We start from the raw sequence: 19916 nt of genomic DNA, 5'->3' as shown, positions 1-19916 counted from the left end.
ACGCATGCCCGAAGGTGACACGGTGTGGCAGACCGCGAAGCGGCTGCACGACGCGCTCGCGGGCAGGGTGCTGACCCACAGCGACTTCCGGGTGCCGCAGTACGCGACGGTCGACCTAACCGGCCGCACCGTGCTGAACACCGCCCCGCGCGGCAAGCACCTGCTCACTCGCTTCGAGGGCGGCCTCACCCTGCACACGCATCTGCGGATGGAGGGCGCCTGGAAGGTGTACGGCACAGGCCAGGCCTGGCGGGGCGGTGCCGGACACCAGATCCGCGTCGTCCTGGGCGCCGACGACCGCATGGCCGTCGGCTACCGCCTGTCGGTGCTGGAGCTGCTGCGCACCGAGGACGAGGAGCGCGTCGTAGGCCATCTGGGGCCCGACCTCCTCGGCCCCGACTGGGACCCGGAACTCGCCCTCGCCAACCTGTACGCCGACCCGGACCGCGCCCTCGGCGAGGCCCTGCTCGACCAGCGCAATCTCGCCGGAATCGGCAACATATACAAGAGCGAACTGTGCTTCCTGCTCGGCGTGACCCCGTGGCTCCCCGTCGGCGCACTCCCCGAGGACCGCGCCGCCCTGCTTCCCGGTATGGCCCAGCGCCTGCTGGAGGTCAACCGGGCCCGCCCGGTCCGCCAGACCACCGGCCTGCCCCGGAAGGACCTCTACGTCTACGGCCGCGCTTCCCGTCCCTGCCTGCGCTGCCGCACCCCGGTACGCGTGGCCGACCAGGGCGACGGCACCCAGGAGCGTCCCACCTACTGGTGCCCCACCTGCCAGAGCGGCCCCACCCCCGCACCCGGCACCGCCCAGCGCTGGCGGGAGCGTTACCCGCGCCCCGCGCGCTGACTCCCCGCCTGCCAACCGCGAAGCGAACCCGAGCCTCCGCCCAGACTCAGCTCAAGCCCCACCGGAGCAGCCCCCGCTCACCCCGCCCCCGATTCACCGGAATGAGTTACCGCAGCACCCGCTTCCGCGTCCGAACCCTCCCCCGTGCTCCGCCACGCCTCCCGCCACCGCCCGGTCCGCACCGCCCCCTCGGCCCGGTCCTTGGCGACACAGTGCACCGGCAGCACCCCCAGCCCCCACCCCCCGAGCACCACGGACCCCTCCAGCACCCCCGCGCCGTCCCCCAGGGTCAGCCGCAGCACGGCCCACCACCACACCACGCCGAACCCCACACCTGCCCCCCAGCGCACTATTCGCCCGTCCACGGACCCGCCACCTCCAGCCGGAGAAGCTAGAACACCACCTGCCACCTGCGGGAGGCGCACCGAAGGGCTCACCGGGGCAGCGCCGGGCAGACGCCCGGCACGGCCGGCGCGGAACCCCCGTTCTTCTAAGCGCTCTCGGCCTGAAACATCCAATGGTGTTTTTCGAGGTCGCCCGTGATCTGGATGAGGATGTCCTGGGTCACGGGGTCGGCGTCGCCGGTCGCGTTCACCCGCTCCCGCATCCGGCCGATGACCGCGCCGAGGGCGGCGACCATCCCCGCGACCGCGTCCGTGTCCTTGATCCAGCCGGCCGGCGGGACCTTGATGCCGGTGCCGGAGGCGACCGTGGGCGCCCGTCCGTCCGGCGGGACGCCCAGCGCGGAGGAGCGTTCGGCCACCAGGTCGGAGGCGTTGCGCGCGGACAGGACCACCTCGTCGAGCTGGAGGTGGATGGACCGGAAGCGTGGCCCGACCACGTTCCAGTGGATCTGCTTGGCGACCAGCGAGAGATCGACCAGGTCCACGAGCGCCCCCTGCAGCGCCTCGGAGACGGTCTTCAGCTCGGCCTCGGGAAGGGAACTCTTCACCACGTACATCCGCTGTCCTCGGATCCTCGGCGGGCTTGGGGTCCCTCCCACCATGACCGGGCCGCCCGCACCGGGCAAACGGAGCAAAGAACCTGAAAAGCATCTGGACAAGCACATGAGAAAGCCCCGGCCGCACCTCACTGGAAAAATCCAGGGAGGCCCGGCCGGGGCTCACACGTATCGGGCGCTAGGCCGCGTGCGCGCAGGTCACGCGGCGACCACGTCCACCGCTTCGGCGGGTGCCTTGATGGTCACCCGTTCCGGTGTCACACCGGTCACCGACACGGAACCCAGCATCGGCCGGACCGGTGCCGGTACGCCGTCGGTGGCGGCGGCGGACTGGGCCAGCTCGGCGAGTGCGAGTTCGTCACTCACCTCACGCATGAGTTCCGACATCCGTACGTCCAGCGCGTCGCAGATCGCGGAGAGCAGCTCGGAGGAAGCCTCCTTCTGCCCCCGCTCCACCTCGGAGAGATAGCCGAGTGAGACCCGGGCAGACGAGGAGACTTCGCGCAGAGTACGGCCCTGGCGCTGGCGCTGCCGACGCAGCACGTCACCCAGCAGGCGACGGAGCAGAATCATCGGTGGCTCCCTCCTCGGACCGCGTAGCCGCATCCTTCTCGCCCCACCGTACCGCCTCGCGCCGCGGCCGTGCGGGGAGCGATGTCGTGTTCACTCAGGGCTGCAAACATCAAAACCCCCCGTTCCGTTCCGTATCCTGTGCCCGCTCATTTCCGGTCTGTTCGCCCGCAAGCTCCGCAAGAAGCATTGCGAGTACGCTCCGTACACTCTCCATACGAATTTCCGCACGGCCGCCGTTCAACCGCAGGGCCTCCACTTTTCCGCCGGAGGCGGAAGGCGAACCCTGCCGGAGAGGTCCGTCGACGGCCACGTACACCGTGCCGACCGGCTGCCCGTCCTGCGGATCGGGGCCGGCCACCCCGGTGGTGGCGATGCCCCAGTCGGCACCGAGGGCCTCGCGCACACCGGTCGCCATCTGGGCCGCGACCTGCGGGTCCACCGCGCCGGACCGCTCCAGCAGACCGGCGTCGACGCCGAGGAGCCGGTGCTTCAGCTCGGTGGCGTAGGCGGTGACCGAACCCCGGAACACCTGGGAGGCGCCGGGGACCGAGGTGATCTCGGCGGCGACCAGGCCACCGGTGAGCGACTCGGCCACGGCGAGCGTCTCGCCGTTCACTGTGAGTAGCCGCACCAATTCGGTGGCCGTGGGGTTCACGCTTCTCGCTCTTCCAACGCCGCCGCCCGCTCCGCGATTCCCCGGCGACGCAGCACCATGGCCTGCCTCACATAGTCGAGGCCGGTGACCACCGTGAGGACGACCGCGGCCGCCATCACCCAGAACCGCAGGGTGGCCAGCCAGCCGGTCAGCGCGAGCACGTACATGCCGACCGCGACGCCCTGGGTGAGCGTCTTCAGCTTGCCGCCCCGGCTGGCCGGGATGACGCCGTACCGGATGACCACGAAACGCAGCAGGGTGATGCCGAGTTCCCGGCCCAGGATGACCACCGTCACCCACCAGGGCAGGTCGCCCAGGGAGGACAGGCAGATCAGCGCCGCGCCCATGATCGCCTTGTCCGCTATCGGGTCGGCGATCTTCCCGAAGTCGGTGACCAGGTTGTAGGTGCGTGCCAGATGCCCGTCGAACAGGTCGGTGATCATGGCGACCGCGAAGGCCGCCCAGGCGAAGGAGCGCCAGGCCGGGTCGTAGCCGCCGTCCGCCAGCATCAGCGCCACGAAGCCCGGCACCAGGAGCAGGCGGAGCATGGTGAGCAGATTGGCGACGTTCCAGACGCTGGCCTGGTTGACGGCCGCGGCCGCGAGCTTGCCGCCGCGCGGGTGCCGCGCCTCCATGGCGGCGGCGGGGTCGGAGACCTCCGGAGCACCGTCGACGGCCTGGCCGGTCGCGCCGCGCGCGCCGGAGGAGCCGCCCGAGGCGGATGCCGGGACTCCGGTCATCTGGCCGCCTCCTCGCTACACACCGACGAGCCCGGAAGCGGCTCGGCCACCAGGTCGACCCCCTCGGTGCCGACCACCTTCGCCTCGACCATACGTCCCACGGCGAGACCCTCGCCGCTCGTGAGCAGCACCTGGCCGTCCGTCTCCGGGGCCTGGTGCGCGGCGCGGCCGTACACCCCGTCCTCGCCGTCGACGGACTCCACCAGGACGCGCACGGTTTCCCCGAGGCGCTCCTCGGCGCGCTGCGAGACGAGTTCCTCGGCGAGCCGGGAGATGTGGGCGAGACGCTCGGCCACCACGTCCTCGTCGAGCTTGGTGTCGTACGTGGCCGCCTCCGTGCCCTCCTCGTCGGAGTAGCCGAAGACCCCGATGGCGTCCAGGCGGGCGCCGGTCAGGAAGCGCTCCAGCTCGGCCAGGTCGCCCTCGGTCTCGCCGGGGAAGCCGACGATGAAGTTGGAGCGGACGCCGGCCTCGGGGGCCTTGTTCCGGATGGTGTCCAGCAGCTCAAGGAAGCGGTCGGTGTCACCGAAGCGGCGCATGGCACGCAGCACGTTCGGCGCGGAGTGCTGGAAGGACAGGTCGAAGTACGGCACGACCTTCGGGGTGGAGGTCAGCACGTCGATCAGGCCGGGGCGCATCTCGGCCGGCTGGAGGTAGCTGACACGCACCCGCTCGATGCCGTCGACCTCGGCCAGCTCGGGCAGCAGGGACTCCAGCAGGCGGATGTCGCCCAGGTCCTTGCCGTAGGAGGTGTTGTTCTCGGAGACCAGCATGACCTCCTTCACACCCTGCTCGGCCAGCCAGCGCGTCTCGTTGAGGACGTCGCTGGGGCGGCGGGAGATGAAGGAGCCGCGGAAGGACGGGATGGCGCAGAAGGAGCAGCGCCGGTCACAACCGGAGGCGAGCTTGACCGAGGCGACCGGGGAGCCGTCGAGGCGGCGGCGCAGGGGCGCGCGCGGGCCGGAGGCGGGCGCGAGGCCGTCCGGGAGGTCGGCCGGGCCGTGGCCGGGCAGGGCGACGGCGGCCGCGGACTCCTGGCGCTCGGCCGGGCTGATCGGCAGCAGCTTGCGGCGGTCGCGCGGGGTGTGGGCGGCGTGGACCCCGCCGGACAGGATGGTCTGGAGGCGGTCGGAGATGTCGGCGTAGTCGTCGAAGCCGAGCACGCCGTCGGCCTCGGGCAGCGCCTGGGCCAGTTCCTTGCCGTACCGCTCGGCCATGCAGCCCACCGCCACGACGGCCTGGGTTCTGCCGTGGTCCTTGAGGTCGTTGGCCTCGAGGAGGGCGTCGACGGAGTCCTTCTTGGCGGCTTCGACGAACCCACAGGTGTTGACCACGGCGACATCGGCGTCCGCGGCGTCCTCGACAAGCTGCCAGCCGTCCGCCTCCAAACGGCCTGCGAGCTCCTCCGAGTCCACCTCGTTACGGGCGCAGCCGAGAGTGACTAGTGCGACGGTACGGCGTTCAGGCATGGGCTCAAGACTACTTTGTCTGTCCCGCACCCCATGTCGACGGGGTTGGCCGTTGTCGGCCAACCCCGTCCGTGTCCGCTCGCTCCGGGCGCCCGGAAGGCGTCACCCGACCTCGGGGTCGCCCTTGGTGTACGTGAGCCGCTCCACGGCACCGGGCCGGAAGTCGTCCTCGATCTTCTTGCCGTTGACGTACAGCTCGATCGCCCCGGCGTCACCGAGAATCAGGTTGATCTTGGTGCTGTCCTGGAAGGTCTTGGACTCGCCCTTGTTGAGCAGCCCGTCGAACAGCATGCGCCCGTTGTGGTCCTTCGCGGAGATCCAGCTCCGCCCGCCCGGCGCCGTGACCCGGACGGTCACCTTGTCCTGCGGGGCGGCCGCGATGGCGCTGTCGGACGGGTCGGACTTCGGCGTGGCGGACTGCCCCGACTTCGGGGTGGGCGCGGCCGACTTGCTGGCGGACGGCGAGGCGTTGCCCTCGACGGCCTGGACGTCCGTGTCGCCGCCGGTCTGCGACTTGATGGCGGTGAAACCGACGAAGCCGATGACGACGACGATCGCCGCGACCATGGCCGCGGTCCAGTTGGGGCCCCGGCGCTCGGGGCGGATGCGTTCCGCCTCGAACAGGGGGGCCGCCGGGGTGGGCGCGGGCCGGCCGCCGTGCTCGGCGTCGAACCGCGCGATGAGCGGGGCGGGATCGAGGTGGACCGCCTTGGCCAGGTTGCGGATGTGGCCGCGCGCGTATACGTCGCCGCCGCAGGAGGAGAAGTCGTCCTCCTCGATGGCGTGCACCATGGCGAGGCGGATGCGGGTGGCGTTGCTGACGTCATCCGCGCTCAGCCCGGCCGCGACGCGGGCCTGGCGCAGGGCGGTGCCGACGGAGGGACCGTCGGCCTGGGGGGCGTCGGTGAACGGGGGCTCGTCTTCGGGGGAGTTGCTGCCGATGGACACGGGGGCGCCTTTCGAGCGTGTGAGCCACCTGTGCTGAGCGTTCAGTCTAGGCGGGGTACGAAAGGGTGGGGCAAGCGGGCGAACGAACTTGTACGCCATCGGAATGGCCGGTCAGCCCGACGGCGGACGGGAGCGGGAGGCCCAGGCCGGTACCTGCACCCCTGCTCTCGCTCAACTTGACGTACTGCGAAGGGAAACGGTTGCCCGCCGATGTTTAACGGGTGGATCACGGTGGTGCCGCCACCCGGCGCAGTCCCGACACGCCGGGTGGCCCGAAGCCCTAACCGTCAGACTCCCCGCGAATCACGGCGAGCACGCCGTCCAGTTCGTCAGGCTTCACGAGAACGTCACGAGCCTTGGAACCCTCGCTGGGTCCGACGATGTTCCGGGACTCCATGAGGTCCATCAGCCGGCCCGCCTTGGCGAAGCCGACGCGCAGCTTGCGCTGGAGCATGGACGTCGACCCGAACTGCGTGGAGACCACCAGCTCGGCCGCCTGGCACAGCAGGTCGAGGTCGTCGCCGATGTCCTCGTCGATCTCCTTCTTCTGCTTGGTGCCCACGGTGACGTCGTCCCGGAAGACCGGCGCCATCTGGTCCTTGCAGTGCTGGACGACGACCGCGACCTCTTCCTCCGTCACGAACGCGCCCTGCATACGGGTCGGCTTGCTGGCGCCCATGGGCAGGAACAGCCCGTCGCCCTTGCCGATCAGCTTCTCGGCGCCGGGCTGGTCGAGGATGACGCGGGAGTCGGCCAGCGAGGAGGTGGCGAAGGCCAGCCGGGAGGGCACGTTGGCCTTGATGAGACCGGTGACCACGTCCACCGAGGGCCGCTGGGTGGCCAGCACCAGGTGGATACCGGCGGCGCGGGCGAGCTGGGTGATGCGGACGATCGCGTCCTCGACGTCACGCGGGGCGACCATCATCAGGTCGGCCAGCTCGTCCACGATCACCAGCAGATAGGGGTACGGCTGCAGCTCGCGCTCGCTGCCCGGCGGCGGGGTGACCTTCCCCTCGCGGACGGCACGGTTGAAGTCGTCGATGTGCCGGAAGCCGTAGGCGGCGAGGTCGTCGTAACGCAGGTCCATCTCGCGCACCACCCACTGCAGGGCCTCGGCGGCACGCTTGGGGTTGGTGATGATCGGCGTGATCAGGTGCGGGATGCCCTCGTAGGCGGTCAGCTCGACGCGCTTGGGGTCGACCAGGATCATCCGGACGTCCTCGGGGGTCGCCCGCATCATGATCGAGGTGATCAGGCAGTTGATGCAGGACGACTTGCCGGAGCCGGTGGCGCCGGCGACCAGCATGTGCGGCATCTTGGCCAGCGAGTGCATCACATAGCCGCCCTCGACGTCCTTGCCGAACGCCACCAGCATCGGGTCGTCGTCCTCGGCGGACTGCGCGAGCCGCAGCACGTCACCGAGGTTGACCATCTCCCGGTCGGTGTTGGGGATCTCGATACCGACCGCCGACTTGCCGGGGATCGGGCTGATGATCCGCACGTCCGGGCTGGCGACGGCGTACGCGATGTTCTTGGCGAGCGCCGTGATCCGCTCGACCTTCACGGCCGGGCCGAGCTGGACCTCGTAACGGGTGACCGTCGGGCCCCGGGTGAAGCCGGTGACGGCGGCGTCCACCTTGAACTCGGAGAACACCGTGCGCAGGGAGTCCACGATCGCGTCGTTGGCCGCGCTGCGCGCCTTGCCGGGGCCTCCCCGGGTCAGCAGGTCCAGCGAGGGCAGCGAGTAGGTGATGTCCCCGGCGAGCTGGAGCTGCTCCGCGCGGGCGGGCATCTCGCGGGGCACCTCGGGGGGCGCCTTGGTGAGGTCGAGGACGCCGGAGTCGGTGTTCTTCCTGCCCGGCACGGGCTTGGACGACGGCGCCGCAGAGGGCACGGGGACCGGGGTGGTCTCCTCGCGGTCCCCCACGCTCACGCCCTGGGTGAGGTCGGCGACGACCGGGGACGGCGGCATGCCGTGCTGCACGGCGCCGTCGAGCGCGGCGTTGGCCGCCGAGGCCACGTCGATCGCGTCCATCTCGCGCGGCTCGGACTGCGCGGCCCGGCGGGGGCGGCGGCGCCGGGTGAGCGCCTCGTCCTCGGCGGCGTCGGGGTCGTACGTCTGCGGGCCGCCGCGGCGGCTCCGGGGGCGGGCGGGCGGTTCGTCGCGCCACTGCTCGTCGTAGCCCTCGACGTCGTCCAGGTCGGCCGCGTAGTCGTGCAGCACGCCCAGGCGGATGCCGAGGGCGCGCAGCCGGCGCGGGATGTGGTTGACCGGGGTGGCGGTGACCACGAGCAGCCCGAACACGGTGAGCAGTACCAGCAGGGGTACGGCGAGCACCTCGCTCATCGTGTACGTCAGCGGGGTGGCGGCCGCCCAGCCGATGAGGCCGCCGGCGTCCCTTATGGCCCGCATGCCGTCGTCCCGCGCGGGCGAGCCGCAGGCGATGTGCACCTGGCCGAGCACGCCGACGACGAGGGCGGACAGGCCGATGACGATCCGGCCGTTGGCCTCCGGCTGCTCGGGGTGCCGGATGAACCGGACGGCGATGACCGCGAACAGTATCGGCACCAGCAGGTCGAGGCGGCCGAAGGAGCCGGTGACCAGGATCTCCACCAGGTCCCCGACGGGTCCGCTCAGGTCGGCCCAGGTGCCGGCGGCGACGATCAGCGCGACGGCGAACAGCAGCAGCGCGATCCCGTCCTTGCGGTGGGCCGGGTCGAGATTGCGCGCGCCCTGCCCTATGCCCCGGAAGACGGCACCGACCGCGTGCGCCATGCCGAGCCAGACGGCGCGGACGAGTCGGTACAGGCCGCCGGTGGGGCTCGGCGCGGGCTTGGGCGGTGCCTTGCGGACCGGAGCCCGGCGGGCCGGCGCCTTCCTGGCCGGGGCCTTCTTGGCGGCCGCCTTCCTCGCCGGAGCCTTCGCGGGAGCGGCCGCCTTCTTGGCGGGCGGCTTCTTGGCTGCGGAGGGACGTGAGGCCATGGGATGGAGGTTACCGGGGGAGACGACAGCGGACACGTGTGCCCACTGCTTCACCCGTTCGTGTCGCCCCTGGCGGGGCGTCGAATTGACGCCCGCTCATGGCAGGCCGGAGATCCGGCGGGGCGTCAACTCTGCGGAGGGAGTGCGGCGGAGCCGTCGGCGCCCGGCTCCAGGGCGTCCAGCGCCCGGCGCAGACCGGTGAGTTTGCGCTCCAGGTGCGCGGCCGTGGCCACCGCCGCCGCGTCGGCGGACTCGTCGTCCAACTGCTTGGAGAGCGCCTCGGCCTGCTCCTCGACGGCCGCGAGCCGGGCGGACAGCTCCGCGAGCAGCCCCGCGGGCTCCTTGCTGTCGACCGTGTCCTTCTGCCCGCCCTCCAACTGGAGCCGCAGCAGCGCCGCCTGCTCCCTCAGTTGGCAGTTCTTCATGTACAGCTCGACGAACACCGAGACCTTGGCGCGCGGCACCCACGGGTCGAACGGCTTGGAGATGTAGTCGACCGCGCCCGCCGCGTAACCCCGGAAGGTGTGGTGCGGGCCGTGGTTGATCGCGGTGAGGAAGATGATCGGGATGTCCCGGGTCCGCTCCCGCCGCTTGATGTGCGCGGCCGTCTCGAAGCCGTCCATACCCGGCATCTGGACATCCAGCAGGATGACCGCGAAATCGTCCGTGAGCAGTGCTTTGAGCGCTTCCTCCCCGGAAGATGCCCGCACCAGCGTCTGATCGAGCGCAGAGAGGATGGCCTCCAGCGCCAGCAGATTCTCCGGCCGGTCATCGACCAGGAGGATCTTGGCCTTCTGCACCATGGCCCGCCCTCCTCGCCCCGGCGGTACACCGGGCGCCGCCCCAGGGGACGACTCCCTTTCGCCGCCCGTCCTTGTGCCGGTCATCGTAGCCGCACCCCGCCCGTCGCCACACCCTGTCACCGCGATGTCACGGTGCACACAGTTCAAACGCGGGCAGAGCCTGGAAGGTTCCCGGAATCCGAGGTTCCCACACCTGGCCCGCGCTGTGCACCGCGCCCCCGCGACCGGTCCTGTCGTAGCGTCACTCCGGCCGCATCCACTGTCGCATGGTGGTCAGCAGGTGATCGGGGTCGACCGGCTTGGTGACGTAGTCGGAGGCACCCGACTCGAGCGCCTTCTCCCGGTCGCCCTTCATCGCCTTCGCGGTCAGCGCGATGATCGGCAGCCCGGCGAACTGCGGCATCCTGCGGATCGCGTTCGTGGTCGCGTACCCGTCCATCTCGGGCATCATGATGTCCATCAGCACCACGGCCACGTCGTCGTGCTGCTCCAGGACCTCGATGCCCTCGCGGCCGTTCTCGGCGTACAGCACCGACAGGCCCTGCTGCTCCAGGACGCTGGTGAGCGCGAAGACGTTGCGGATGTCGTCGTCGACGATGAGCACCTTCTCGCCGCCGAACCGCACCGCGCGCACCGGGCGCTCGGTGTCCTCCGGCTGCTCGACGGTGATCGGCTGCTCCGGCCGCGGCTCGGCCTCGGGCAGGTTCCGGCGCCGCCGCCGGAAGAGCGCGGCGGGCCCGTTCTGCGTCTCCCGGTACGACGTCACCTCGGCCGGCGTCTCGGCCCTGGGGTCCGTCAGCTTGGCCGACAGATGCGCCTCCGAGGCGACCAGCTCTCCGGCCTCCAGCGGGGGCACGGACTGCTGGTAGCCCTGCGGCGGGAGTTCGCTCGGGTGCAGCGGCAGGTAGAGCGTGAACGTGGACCCGCGCCCCGGCTCGCTCTGCGCGTGGATCTCACCGCCGAGCAACTGGGCGATCTCCCGCGAGATCGACAGGCCGAGGCCGGTGCCGCCGTACTTGCGGCTGGTCGTGCCGTCGGCCTGCTTGAACGCCTCGAAGATCACCCGCATCTTGCTGGCCGCGATGCCGATGCCGGTGTCGGTGACCGAGAACGCGATCAGATCGGCGTCCGGATCGGTGAGCGCCCCGGCCTCCAGCAACTGCTCCCGGATGGTCTGCGGCACATCCGTGCCGGCGGGCCGGATCACCAGCTCCACCGAGCCGGAGTCGGTGAACTTCACCGCGTTGGACAACAGGTTGCGCAGCACCTGGAGGAGGCGCTGTTCGTCGGTGTGCAGGGTCGCGGGCAGCTCCGGCGAGACCCGCACCGAAAGGTCCAGGCCCTTCTCGGCGGTCAGCGGGCGGAAGGTCGCCTCCACGTAGTCCACGAGCTGGACCAGCGCGATCCGCGTCGGGGAGACGTCCATCTTGCCGGCCTCGACCTTGGACAGGTCCAGGATGTCGTTGATGAGCTGGAGCAGGTCGGACCCGGCGCCGTGGATGGTCTCGGCGAACTCGACCTGCTTCGGGGACAGGTTGCTCTCCGCGTTGTCGGCGAGCAGCTTGGCCAGGATCAGCAGCGAGTTGAGCGGCGTACGCAGCTCGTGCGACATGTTGGCGAGGAACTCGCTCTTGTAGCGCATCGACACAGCGAGCTGCTCGGCGCGTTCCTCCAGGACCTGCCGGGCCTCCTCGATCTCGGTGTTCTTGACCTCGATGTCCCGGTTCTGCCGGGCCAGCAGCTCGGCCTTCTCCTCCAGTTCGGCGTTGGAGGACTGCAGCGCCTTCTGCCGGTTCTCCAGCTCCGCCGAGCGCTCCCGGAGCTGCTCGGTCAGCAACTGGGACTGCTTCAGCAACTGCTCGGTCTTGGTGTTGACGGAGATCGTGTTGACGCTGGTGGCGATCATCTCCGCGATCTGGTTGAGGAAGTCCCGCTGGATGTGCGTGAACGGCGTGAACGACGCCAGCTCGATCACCCCCAGCACATTGCCCTCGAACACCACCGGCAGCACGATGACCTGCGCCGGCGGGGCCTCCCCCAGCCCCGAGGAGATCTTCAGATAGCCGCTCGGCACATCCCTGACCAGGATCGTCCGCTTCTCCTGCGCGGCCGTCCCGATCAGCCCCTCGCCGGGCCGGAACGAGGTCGGCATGGCGCCCGTGGAGCAGCCGTAGGAGCCGAGCATGCGCAGCTCGTACTCCTCCTCGCCGTCCCCGGTGAGATCCTGGCCGTCCAGCAACGGCATGGTCAGGAAGAACGCGCCGTGCTGCGCCGAGACCACCGGGGTCAGCTCGCTCATGATCAGCGAGGCGACGTCCTCCAGGTCCCGGCGGCCCTGCATCAGCGCCGAGATCCGGGCGAGGTTGCCCTTGAGCCAGTCCTGCTCCTTGTTGGCGATCGTGGTGTCGCGCAGGTTGGCGATCATCTTGTTGATGTAGTCCTGGAGTTCCTGGATCTCCCCGGACGCGTCCACGTCGATCTTCAGGTTCAGGTCGCCGCGGGTCACCGCCGTCGCCACCTTGGCGATGGCGCGCACCTGCCGGGTCAGGTTCCCGGCCATCTCGTTCACCGACTCCGTCAGGTCCCGCCAGGTGCCGTCCACGTCGAGCACGCGGGCCTGGCCGCCGAGCTGGCCCTCGGTGCCCACCTCGCGGGCGACGCGGGTGACCTCCTCGGCGAAGCTGGAGAGCTGGTCGACCATCGTGTTGATCGTCGTCTTCAGCTCCAGGATCTCGCCCCGCGCGTCGATGTCGATCTTCTTGGTCAGGTCGCCCTTGGCGATCGCCGTCGTGACCATGGCGATGTTGCGCACCTGGCCAGTCAGGTTGGACGCCATCCCGTTCACCGACTCGGTGAGGTCCTTCCAGGTGCCCGCCACACCGGGCACGTGCGCCTGACCGCCCAGAATGCCGTCCGTACCCACCTCACGGGCCACCTTGGTGACCTGGTCGGCGAACGAACTCAGCGTCTTCACCATGGTGTTGATGGTGTCGGCGAGCTGCGCCACCTCACCGCGCGCCTCGATGGTGACCTGGCGCGTCAGGTCACCGTTGGCCACCGCGGACGCGACCTGGGAGATGTTCCGCACCTGCATGGTCAGGTTGTTGGCCATCAGGTTGACGTTGTTGCTCAGGTCCTTCCAGATGCCCGTGACACCCGGTACGTGCGCCTGCCCGCCCAGGATGCCCTCGGTACCCACCTCACGGGCCACCCGCGTCACCTGCTCGGCGAAGCTGGAGAGCTGGTCGACCATGGTGTTGACCGTGGTGACCAGTTCGAGGATCTCGCCCTTGGCGTCGACGGTGATCTTCTTCGACAGGTCGCCCTTGGCCACGGCCGTCGTGACCTCGGCGATGTTGCGCACCTGGATCGTCAGGTTGTTGGCCATGAAGTTCACGGACTGCGTGAGGTCCTTCCAGGTGCCGGAGACACCCTGCACCTCGGCCTGACCGCCGAGCATGCCCTCCGTACCCACCTCACGGGCGACCCTGGTGACCTCCTGCGCGAACGACGAGAGCTGGTCCACCATCGTGTTCAGCGTGTTCTTCAGTTCCAGGATCTCCCCGCGCGCGTCCACGGTGATCTTCTGGGAGAGGTCACCGCGTGCGACCGCGGTGGCGACCTGGGCGATGTTGCGGACCTGGGCGGTGAGGTTCCCCGCCATGCCGTTCACCGAATCGGTGAGGTCCCGCCACACCCCGGCCACGCCCGGCACCTGCGCCTGACCGCCGAGGCGGCCCTCGGTGCCCACGTCACGGGCCACCCGGGTCACCTGGTCGGCGAAGGCGGAGAGCTGGTCCACCATCGTGTTGATGGTGTTCTTGAGCTCCAGGATCTCGCCGCGCGCGTCCACGTCGATCTTCTGCGAGAGGTCGCCGTTGGCGACCGCCGTCGTCACCTGGGCGATGTTGCGCACCTGGGAGGTGAGGTTCCCGGCCATGAAGTTGACGGAGTCCGTCAGCTCCTTCCAGGTGCCCGACACCCCGTCCACCCGGGCCTGACCGCCGAGGCGGCCCTCGGTGCCCACGTCACGGGCCATCCGCGTCACCTGGTCGGCGAAGCTGGAGAGCTGGTCCACCATCGTGTTCACGGTGTTCTTGAGCTGGAGCATCTCACCGGAGACGTCCACGGTGACCTTCTGCGAGAGGTCGCCGTTGGCCACCGCCGTCGTCACCTGGGCGATGTTGCGCACCTGACCGGTGAGGTTCCGGAACGCGGTGTTGACCGAGTCCGTCAGGTCCTTCCAGGTACCGGCCGCGCCCGACACCTGCGCCTGGCCGCCCAGCTCACCCTCGACACCGATCTCCCGCGCGACCCGCGTCACCTCGGCACCGAACGCCGAGAGCTGGTCCACCATCCCGTTGACGGTGTTCTTCAGCTCCAGCATCTCGCCCGCCACGTCGACGGTGACCTTCTGCGACAGGTCACCGCTGGCCACGGCCGTCGTCACGGCGGCGATGTCCCGCACCTGGGTGGTGAGGTTCCGGAACACCGTGTTCACGGAGTCCGTCAGGTCCTTCCACGTGCCCGCCGCACCCGGCACGTTCGCCTGCCCGCCGAGCCGCCCCTCGGCACCGACCTCGTTGGCCACACGCGTGACCTCGTCCGCGAAGATCCGCAGCGTCTCGGTCATCTGGTTGATCGTCTCGGCGAGCTGCGCCACCTCGCCCCGCGCGGGCACGGTCACCTTCTGCGACAGGTCACCGTTGGCCACGGCCGTCGTCACCTGGGAGATCCCGCGCACCTGAAGGGTCAGGTTGCCGGCCATCGTGTTGACGGAGTCGGTGAGCTCCTTCCACACCCCGGCCACGCCCGGCACCTGCGCCTGACCGCCCAGGATGCCCTCGGTACCCACCTCGCGGGCCACCCGCGTCACCTCGGAGGAGAACGAGGAGAGCTGCTCCACCATCGTGTTGACGGTGTTCTTCAGCTCCAGCATCTCGCCGGCCACCTGCACGGTGACCTTCCGCGACAGATCGCCGCCCGCGACCGCCGTGGTCACCAGCGCGATGTCCCGCACCTGCGCGGTGAGCCGGTTCGCCATCGTGTTGACAGACTCCGTCAGGTCCTTCCAGGAACCCGACATGCCCCGCACCTTCGCCTGCCCGCCGAGCTTGCCGTCGGTGCCGACCTCGACGGCTACCCGCGTGACCTCGTCGGTGAAGGTGGAGAGCTGGTCGACCAGGTTGTTGACGGTCCGGCCGACCTTCAGGAACTCGCCCCGCAGCGGATGCCCGGTCCCGTCCGGCGCCTCGGTGCGCAGGTCCATGCGCGGCGACAGATCGCCCTCCGCGACCGCCGTCAGCACCCGGCTGACCTCGGACACCGGCCACACCAGGTCGTCGACCAGCGCGTTGGAGTTCTCCACCGCCGCCGCCCAGGAGCCCTCACAGGCGCCCGTCTCCAGCCGTTCGGTGAGCTTGCCCTCCCGGCCGACCGTTCGCCGCACCCGCGCCAGCTCACCGGTCAGATGCAGATTGCGGTCGGCCACCTCGTTGAAGACCGCCGCGATCTCCGACATCACACCGTCGCCGGACACCGTGAGCCGCTTGCGGAAGTTCCCGTCGCGCATGGATTCCAGCGCGGCGAGCAACCGGTGCAGGGCAGCCGTGTCCACCTCGGTGACGCCACCGCTCCTGCGCGGGGACGGCCGGCCCTTCGCGCGCGTCTTATTGCCCCGCGTCGCTGCGCCAGACTCCACTGTGTCCCTCCCGGAGGGGTAGACCGCCACTGCCGTGCCCGGCCGCGTCCTGGGGCTGCTGCCCTTCGCGCACGGAACGCACGCAGCCCGGACCGACCTTCATCAAAATCCTGCCCAGTGTTTCACCCCTGCCGAACCAGGCCATAACAGTTCGGCAGCTTCGCACACGGTTCGCACACCGTGGGGGGTAATCACCGGCGACCGGCATCCACTGCGACGGCGAAGGTAAGTAACCTTGCATCCGGCTGTCCAGCCGCACCGGCCCGACCGGCCTGGGCGGCGGCACGAGTACGACACGGGCATCGGAGGGGCGGCCGCAGAGGATGACCACCGGACTGAACTCGGGGGGACCTCCCCCGGAGCCACGGCCGAAGGGCGAGCGGACCCCGCAGCAGCGGTCCGGACCGGCCGGCCCGCCGGCCACGCACGTCGACGACAGAGCAAGGAGTTCCGTGATCACCGCCCGCGCGGCCGCCAGCTTCGAGCCCGTCGGGCGTTCGGTCGCGACCGCCCGCGCCTTCGTCCGCGACACCCTCCAGGGCTGGGGGTTCGCGGACATCGTCGACGACGCCGTGGTGCTCACCAGCGAGCTGGTCACCAACGCCGTGGTCCACGCGGGCACCGAGGCCGAGGTCCTGTGCCTGCGCACCGACCACGGCGTACGCGTCGAGGTCTCCGACCGCTACCCCGAGCGCGAGGTCCCGCTCCAGAGCGCGCACGCCGTCATGGGCAGCCCCGACCGCGAGGGCGGCCGCGGCCTGCAACTGTGCGCCGCGCTCGCCACCCGCTGGGGCGTCGAATACACCCCCACGCACAAGAACGTCTGGTTCCAGCTCGACCCGCCCGAACGCCATGTGGGCACCCGCGCCGCCGGACCGGCCCTTCCGCCCGACCTGCTCCCGCTGGCCGACAGCCGGGTCCGCGTGGCCGTCCTCCAGATCGACCGCAAGGGCTGCATCAGCGCCTGGAACGAGGACGCCGAGGAACTCTTCGGCTACCCGGCGAACGAGGTCGTCGGCAAGCCCCTCACCGACCTCGCCGCCTGGCCGCACACCCCCGGCACCGGCACCGGCATCGCCGAGGCCCTCCAGCTCTCCCGCTGGGAGGGCAGCTACGGCGTCCGGGGCGCCGACGGTCGCGTCTCCCCCGTCTACGCCTCCCACCTGCGCGTCCGGGACACCGGCGGCGAGCCCTCCACCGTCTGCCTCCTGGTCCGCGACCACGAGCGCGCCGTACTCCAGACCCCTTCCCGCGTCCCCACCGGCGACCAGGGCGGCTCCGACGGCCCGAACGCGGACCCCTTCGAGGTCTTCATCGGCTCCCCCGCCCCCGACGACCTGGACGGACTCCTCCAGCGCACCGTCGAGCGCGCCCGCGACATGCTCGACGGCGACTCCGCCTTCCTGCTGCTCGCCACCGACGACGAGACCGAACTCGAGGTCCGCGCCTCCACCGGCCTGCCCTCCACCCGCCAGCGCTTCGCCCGCGTCCCCGTGGAGGCCGGCCCCGGCCGCTACGGCTCGGCCCGCATGCCCGCCGTCCACGACGACCTGAACGCCATCCCCAGCGCCGCCGTGCCGCTCCTGGCCGGCACCGGCATGCGCTCGGTGGTCACCGTGCCGCTCAAGGTCGAGGGCCGCCTCACCGGCTCCCTCGGCGTCGCGGCCGAGGCACCGGGCCGGTACTCCAACGAGGAGGCGCTGCGCCTCCAGTTCGCCGCCGACCGCATCGCGCTGGCCGTGGAGTCGGCTCGCCTCGGCGAGCTGGAGCGGCTGCGCCGAGGCTCGCTCAGCTTCCTGGTCGAGGCGTCCGACCTGCTCGCCGGGACCCTGGACCGCGACCAGACCCTCGCTTTGATGGCCCAGATGACCGTGCCGACCCTGGCCACCTGGTGCGCGGTCTACACGATCAGCGAGCAGTCCGCCGACCCGTACCTCTCGTACGTCCTGCACGAGGACGAGGAGTTCATCGACGGCATCAAGTCCTTGCTGTCGAAGATCCCGCCGCCCGACCCGGTACTGACCCCCGGCGCGCGCGTCTGGCCGCTGCCCGGCGAGGTCGCCCACCAGGCCGCCCTGCGCAGCTCCATGCGCAGCCTCGGCCTCTCCGGCGGCCCCACCCAGCAGCTCGCCTCCAGCATCGGCCCGACCCTGGCGACGGCCTCGGCAGTCGGCGGCGAGACCGTCGTCCTGCCCCTGGTGGCCCGCAACCGCGTCATCGGCATGCTGACCCTCGGCAAGCCCACCGACGAACACTTCCGCCAGGAGATCCTGGAACTGGCCGAGGACCTGTCCCGCCGGGCCGCCCTGGCCCTGGACAACGCCCGCCTGTACTCGGAGCGCACGGCCATCAGCCAGTCCCTCCAGCGCAGCCTCCTGCCCCCCGGCCTCCCGCCCATCGACGGCGTCGAGGTCGACGTCATCTACCGCGCGGCGGGCGAGGGCAACGAGGTCGGCGGTGACTTCTACGACCTCTTCCCCATCGGCGACGGCGCGTACGGCTTCGCCATCGGCGACGTCTGCGGCACCGGCCCCAACGCGGCCGCCGTCACCGGCCTCGCCCGGCACGCCCTGCGCCTGCTGGCCCGCGAGGGCCTCAGCGGCCCGGCGGTCCTGGAGCGTCTGAACTCCGCGATCCTCGACGAGGGCGACCGCAGCCGCTTCCTGACCCTGCTCTACGGCGAGCTGCGCCCCCAGGAGGACGGCGGCGCCGAACTGAAGGTGGTCTGCGCCGGCCACCCGCTCCCCCTGCGCCTGCGCCAGGACGGCACAGTCACCGCGGCCGCCGAACCCCAGCCCCTCCTCGGCGTCATCGAGGACCTGGAGCTGTACGAGGAGACGGTCACCCTGGACCCCGGTGACGTCCTCCTCTGCGTCACGGACGGCGTCACCGAACGCCGCGAAGGCACCCGCATGCTCGGCGACGACGGCCTCGCGGACGTCCTGACGACCTGTACGGGGCTCACGGCCGGCGCGGTCGCGGCGCGCGTGCTGCGCGCCGTGGAGCGGTTCGCCTCCGACGCCCCCTCGGACGACATGGCCATCCTGGCGATGCGGGTTCCGGGGCTTCAGCAGGACTGAGGTCGTCCGGTCCGCCCCCACCGGGCGGGCCGGACCTGCGGACATGCGAAAGGCCCCACCCGAAACGGGTGGGGCCTTTCTTGCGGAGCCCCCAAACGGAATCGAACCGTTGACCTTCTCCTTACCATGGAGACGCTCTGCCGACTGAGCTATGGGGGCCTTGTCGCTTTCGAGGTTTCCCTCGCGGCAACAAGAAGATCGTACCCTGAAGGGGCTCGGCTTCCCAAATCCGTTCGCCGCTTGTTCAGAAAGCGGGCTGGAGCAGTCCGCCAAGAGCATTGCAGGCGGCGACGATCCGCTGCATCTCCCGCTTCGTGAGGGCCGGGTCGACAGGCAGCGCGAGCGTCTCGTCCGCCGCCAGCTCGGTCTCCGGCAGCGTCCAGCCGGGACGCCGGAACCCGGGCAGCCGGTGCGCGGGCGTCTGTACGGGAATCCGGCAGGCAACTCCCCTGGCCCGCAGGGCGCGCGCGAACGCGTCCCGGTCGGGCCGCCCGTTCCCCGGCACCCGGACCACGTACTGCTGATAGGTGTGCCCGTCCCCGCTGTCCGGCGTCCGAACTCCCTTGAGCCGGGCGTCCAGATAGGCGGCCCGTTCCCGGCGCCGCACCAACTCCTCGCCCGGAGCGTCGGCTTCACCCCGCTCCAGCACCAACAGCCCGTGCCGGTTGCCCAGTTCCCGCAGCGGCGTCACATCGGCCCGCCGGCCGAACCGGTGGACCACGACGACGCCCGCGGTCCGGTCCGTCACGGAGGCCGCGACGGAGCCCGCGTCCAGACAGTAGGTGACCGGATCTATGTCGGCGAACACCGGCCGCGCGCCCAACAGGGCGACCGCCTCGGCGACTTCGGCGTTCCCGAAGGCAGGTACGACGACTTCGTCCCCGGCTCCCACGCCGGCGGCCCTGAGCATTGCTGCGGTACCCATGCGGCACATGCTCGGTGGACGACGTGAACGCCAAGTTACGAAAAACAAAACAAAAAAGGGTTGGTCCCTGAACCGAAGTTCAGGGACCAACCCTTTTTATCAAAATTAGTTCGGCGGCGTCCTACTCTCCCACAGGGTCCCCCCTGCAGTACCATCGGCGCTGTGAGGCTTAGCTTCCGGGTTCGGAATGTAACCGGGCGTTTCCCTCACGCTATGACCACCGAAACA

Annotated in this window: 13 protein-coding genes, 1 tRNA gene and 1 rRNA gene; 2 read left to right on the top strand and 13 right to left on the bottom strand. The window is 70.6% G+C overall.

What is annotated here, in order from left to right:
- The first annotated feature begins 4 nt into the window (after window positions 1–4).
- Window positions 5–850: an Fpg/Nei family DNA glycosylase gene (locus tag E5082_RS17270; RefSeq protein WP_135792157.1), complete on the top strand. Its 846-nt coding sequence runs from the start codon at window positions 5–7 to the stop codon at window positions 848–850.
- 77 nt (window positions 851–927) lie between these two features.
- On the opposite strand, the gene E5082_RS17265 is transcribed toward E5082_RS17270, so the two are convergent.
- The 10 genes from E5082_RS17265 to E5082_RS17220 all read right to left on the bottom strand — a co-directional run bounded on the left by E5082_RS17265 (window position 928) and on the right by E5082_RS17220 (window position 15683).
- Complete coding sequence (locus E5082_RS17265; protein WP_135792156.1) at window positions 928–1215, bottom strand: hypothetical protein; 288 nt, start codon at window positions 1213–1215, stop codon at window positions 928–930.
- A 125-nt stretch (window positions 1216–1340) separates the two neighbouring features.
- Window positions 1341–1811 (bottom strand): Dps family protein, encoded by a 471-nt coding sequence (locus tag E5082_RS17260; RefSeq protein ID WP_135792155.1) that lies wholly within the window; start codon window positions 1809–1811, stop codon window positions 1341–1343.
- A gap of 198 nt (window positions 1812–2009) precedes the next feature.
- Window positions 2010–2384, bottom strand: coding sequence for a helix-turn-helix domain-containing protein (locus E5082_RS17255; RefSeq protein ID WP_135792154.1), 375 nt, complete (start codon window positions 2382–2384; stop codon window positions 2010–2012).
- Between the two features lie 109 nt (window positions 2385–2493).
- The gene (locus tag E5082_RS17250; protein WP_135792153.1) at window positions 2494–3039 is read right to left on the bottom strand and encodes a CinA family protein; all 546 of its coding nucleotides are present in this window, start codon (window positions 3037–3039) and stop codon (window positions 2494–2496) included.
- Entirely contained in the window at window positions 3036–3779 is a 744-nt protein-coding gene (gene pgsA, locus E5082_RS17245) for a CDP-diacylglycerol--glycerol-3-phosphate 3-phosphatidyltransferase (protein WP_135792152.1), read from the bottom strand. The genes E5082_RS17250 and pgsA overlap by 4 nt, the downstream gene beginning before the upstream one ends.
- Window positions 3776–5248, bottom strand: coding sequence for a 30S ribosomal protein S12 methylthiotransferase RimO (rimO, locus tag E5082_RS17240; RefSeq protein WP_135792151.1), 1473 nt, complete (start codon window positions 5246–5248; stop codon window positions 3776–3778). The genes pgsA and rimO overlap by 4 nt, the downstream gene beginning before the upstream one ends.
- Before the next feature lie 102 nt (window positions 5249–5350).
- Window positions 5351–6196, bottom strand: coding sequence for a helix-turn-helix domain-containing protein (locus tag E5082_RS17235; RefSeq protein ID WP_135792150.1), 846 nt, complete (start codon window positions 6194–6196; stop codon window positions 5351–5353).
- Window positions 6197–6476: 280 nt separating this feature from the next.
- Complete coding sequence (locus E5082_RS17230) at window positions 6477–9179, bottom strand: DNA translocase FtsK (RefSeq protein ID WP_190045299.1); 2703 nt, start codon at window positions 9177–9179, stop codon at window positions 6477–6479.
- Between the two features lie 125 nt (window positions 9180–9304).
- A complete protein-coding gene (locus E5082_RS17225; protein WP_135792148.1) occupies window positions 9305–9982 on the bottom strand; it encodes a response regulator in 678 nt (225 codons plus the stop codon).
- 241 nt (window positions 9983–10223) lie between these two features.
- Window positions 10224–15683, bottom strand: coding sequence for a HAMP domain-containing protein (locus E5082_RS17220; protein WP_135792147.1), 5460 nt, complete (start codon window positions 15681–15683; stop codon window positions 10224–10226).
- 323 nt (window positions 15684–16006) lie between these two features.
- On the opposite strand from E5082_RS17220, the gene E5082_RS17210 reads away from it, so the two are divergent.
- Window positions 16007–18763, top strand: coding sequence for a SpoIIE family protein phosphatase (locus tag E5082_RS17210; protein WP_135792146.1), 2757 nt, complete (start codon window positions 16007–16009; stop codon window positions 18761–18763).
- An 86-nt stretch (window positions 18764–18849) separates the two neighbouring features.
- On the opposite strand, the gene E5082_RS17205 is transcribed toward E5082_RS17210, so the two are convergent.
- From E5082_RS17205 to rrf, 3 genes are all read right to left on the bottom strand, one after another.
- A tRNA-Thr gene (locus E5082_RS17205) sits at window positions 18850–18922 on the bottom strand.
- 85 nt (window positions 18923–19007) lie between these two features.
- Window positions 19008–19673 (bottom strand): DegT/DnrJ/EryC1/StrS family aminotransferase, encoded by a 666-nt coding sequence (locus E5082_RS17200; protein ID WP_135792492.1) that lies wholly within the window; start codon window positions 19671–19673, stop codon window positions 19008–19010.
- Between the two features lie 123 nt (window positions 19674–19796).
- Window positions 19797–19913: ribosomal RNA gene (gene rrf, locus E5082_RS17195) — 5S ribosomal RNA — on the bottom strand.
- Window positions 19914–19916: the final 3 nt, after the last annotated feature.

It is taken from the genome of Streptomyces griseoluteus, assembly GCF_004784465.1.
GTDB lineage: Bacteria > Actinomycetota > Actinomycetes > Streptomycetales > Streptomycetaceae > Streptomyces > Streptomyces griseoluteus.
Note: the sequence above shows the minus strand (reverse complement) of the source record. Positions and strands in the feature narration are given on the sequence as shown.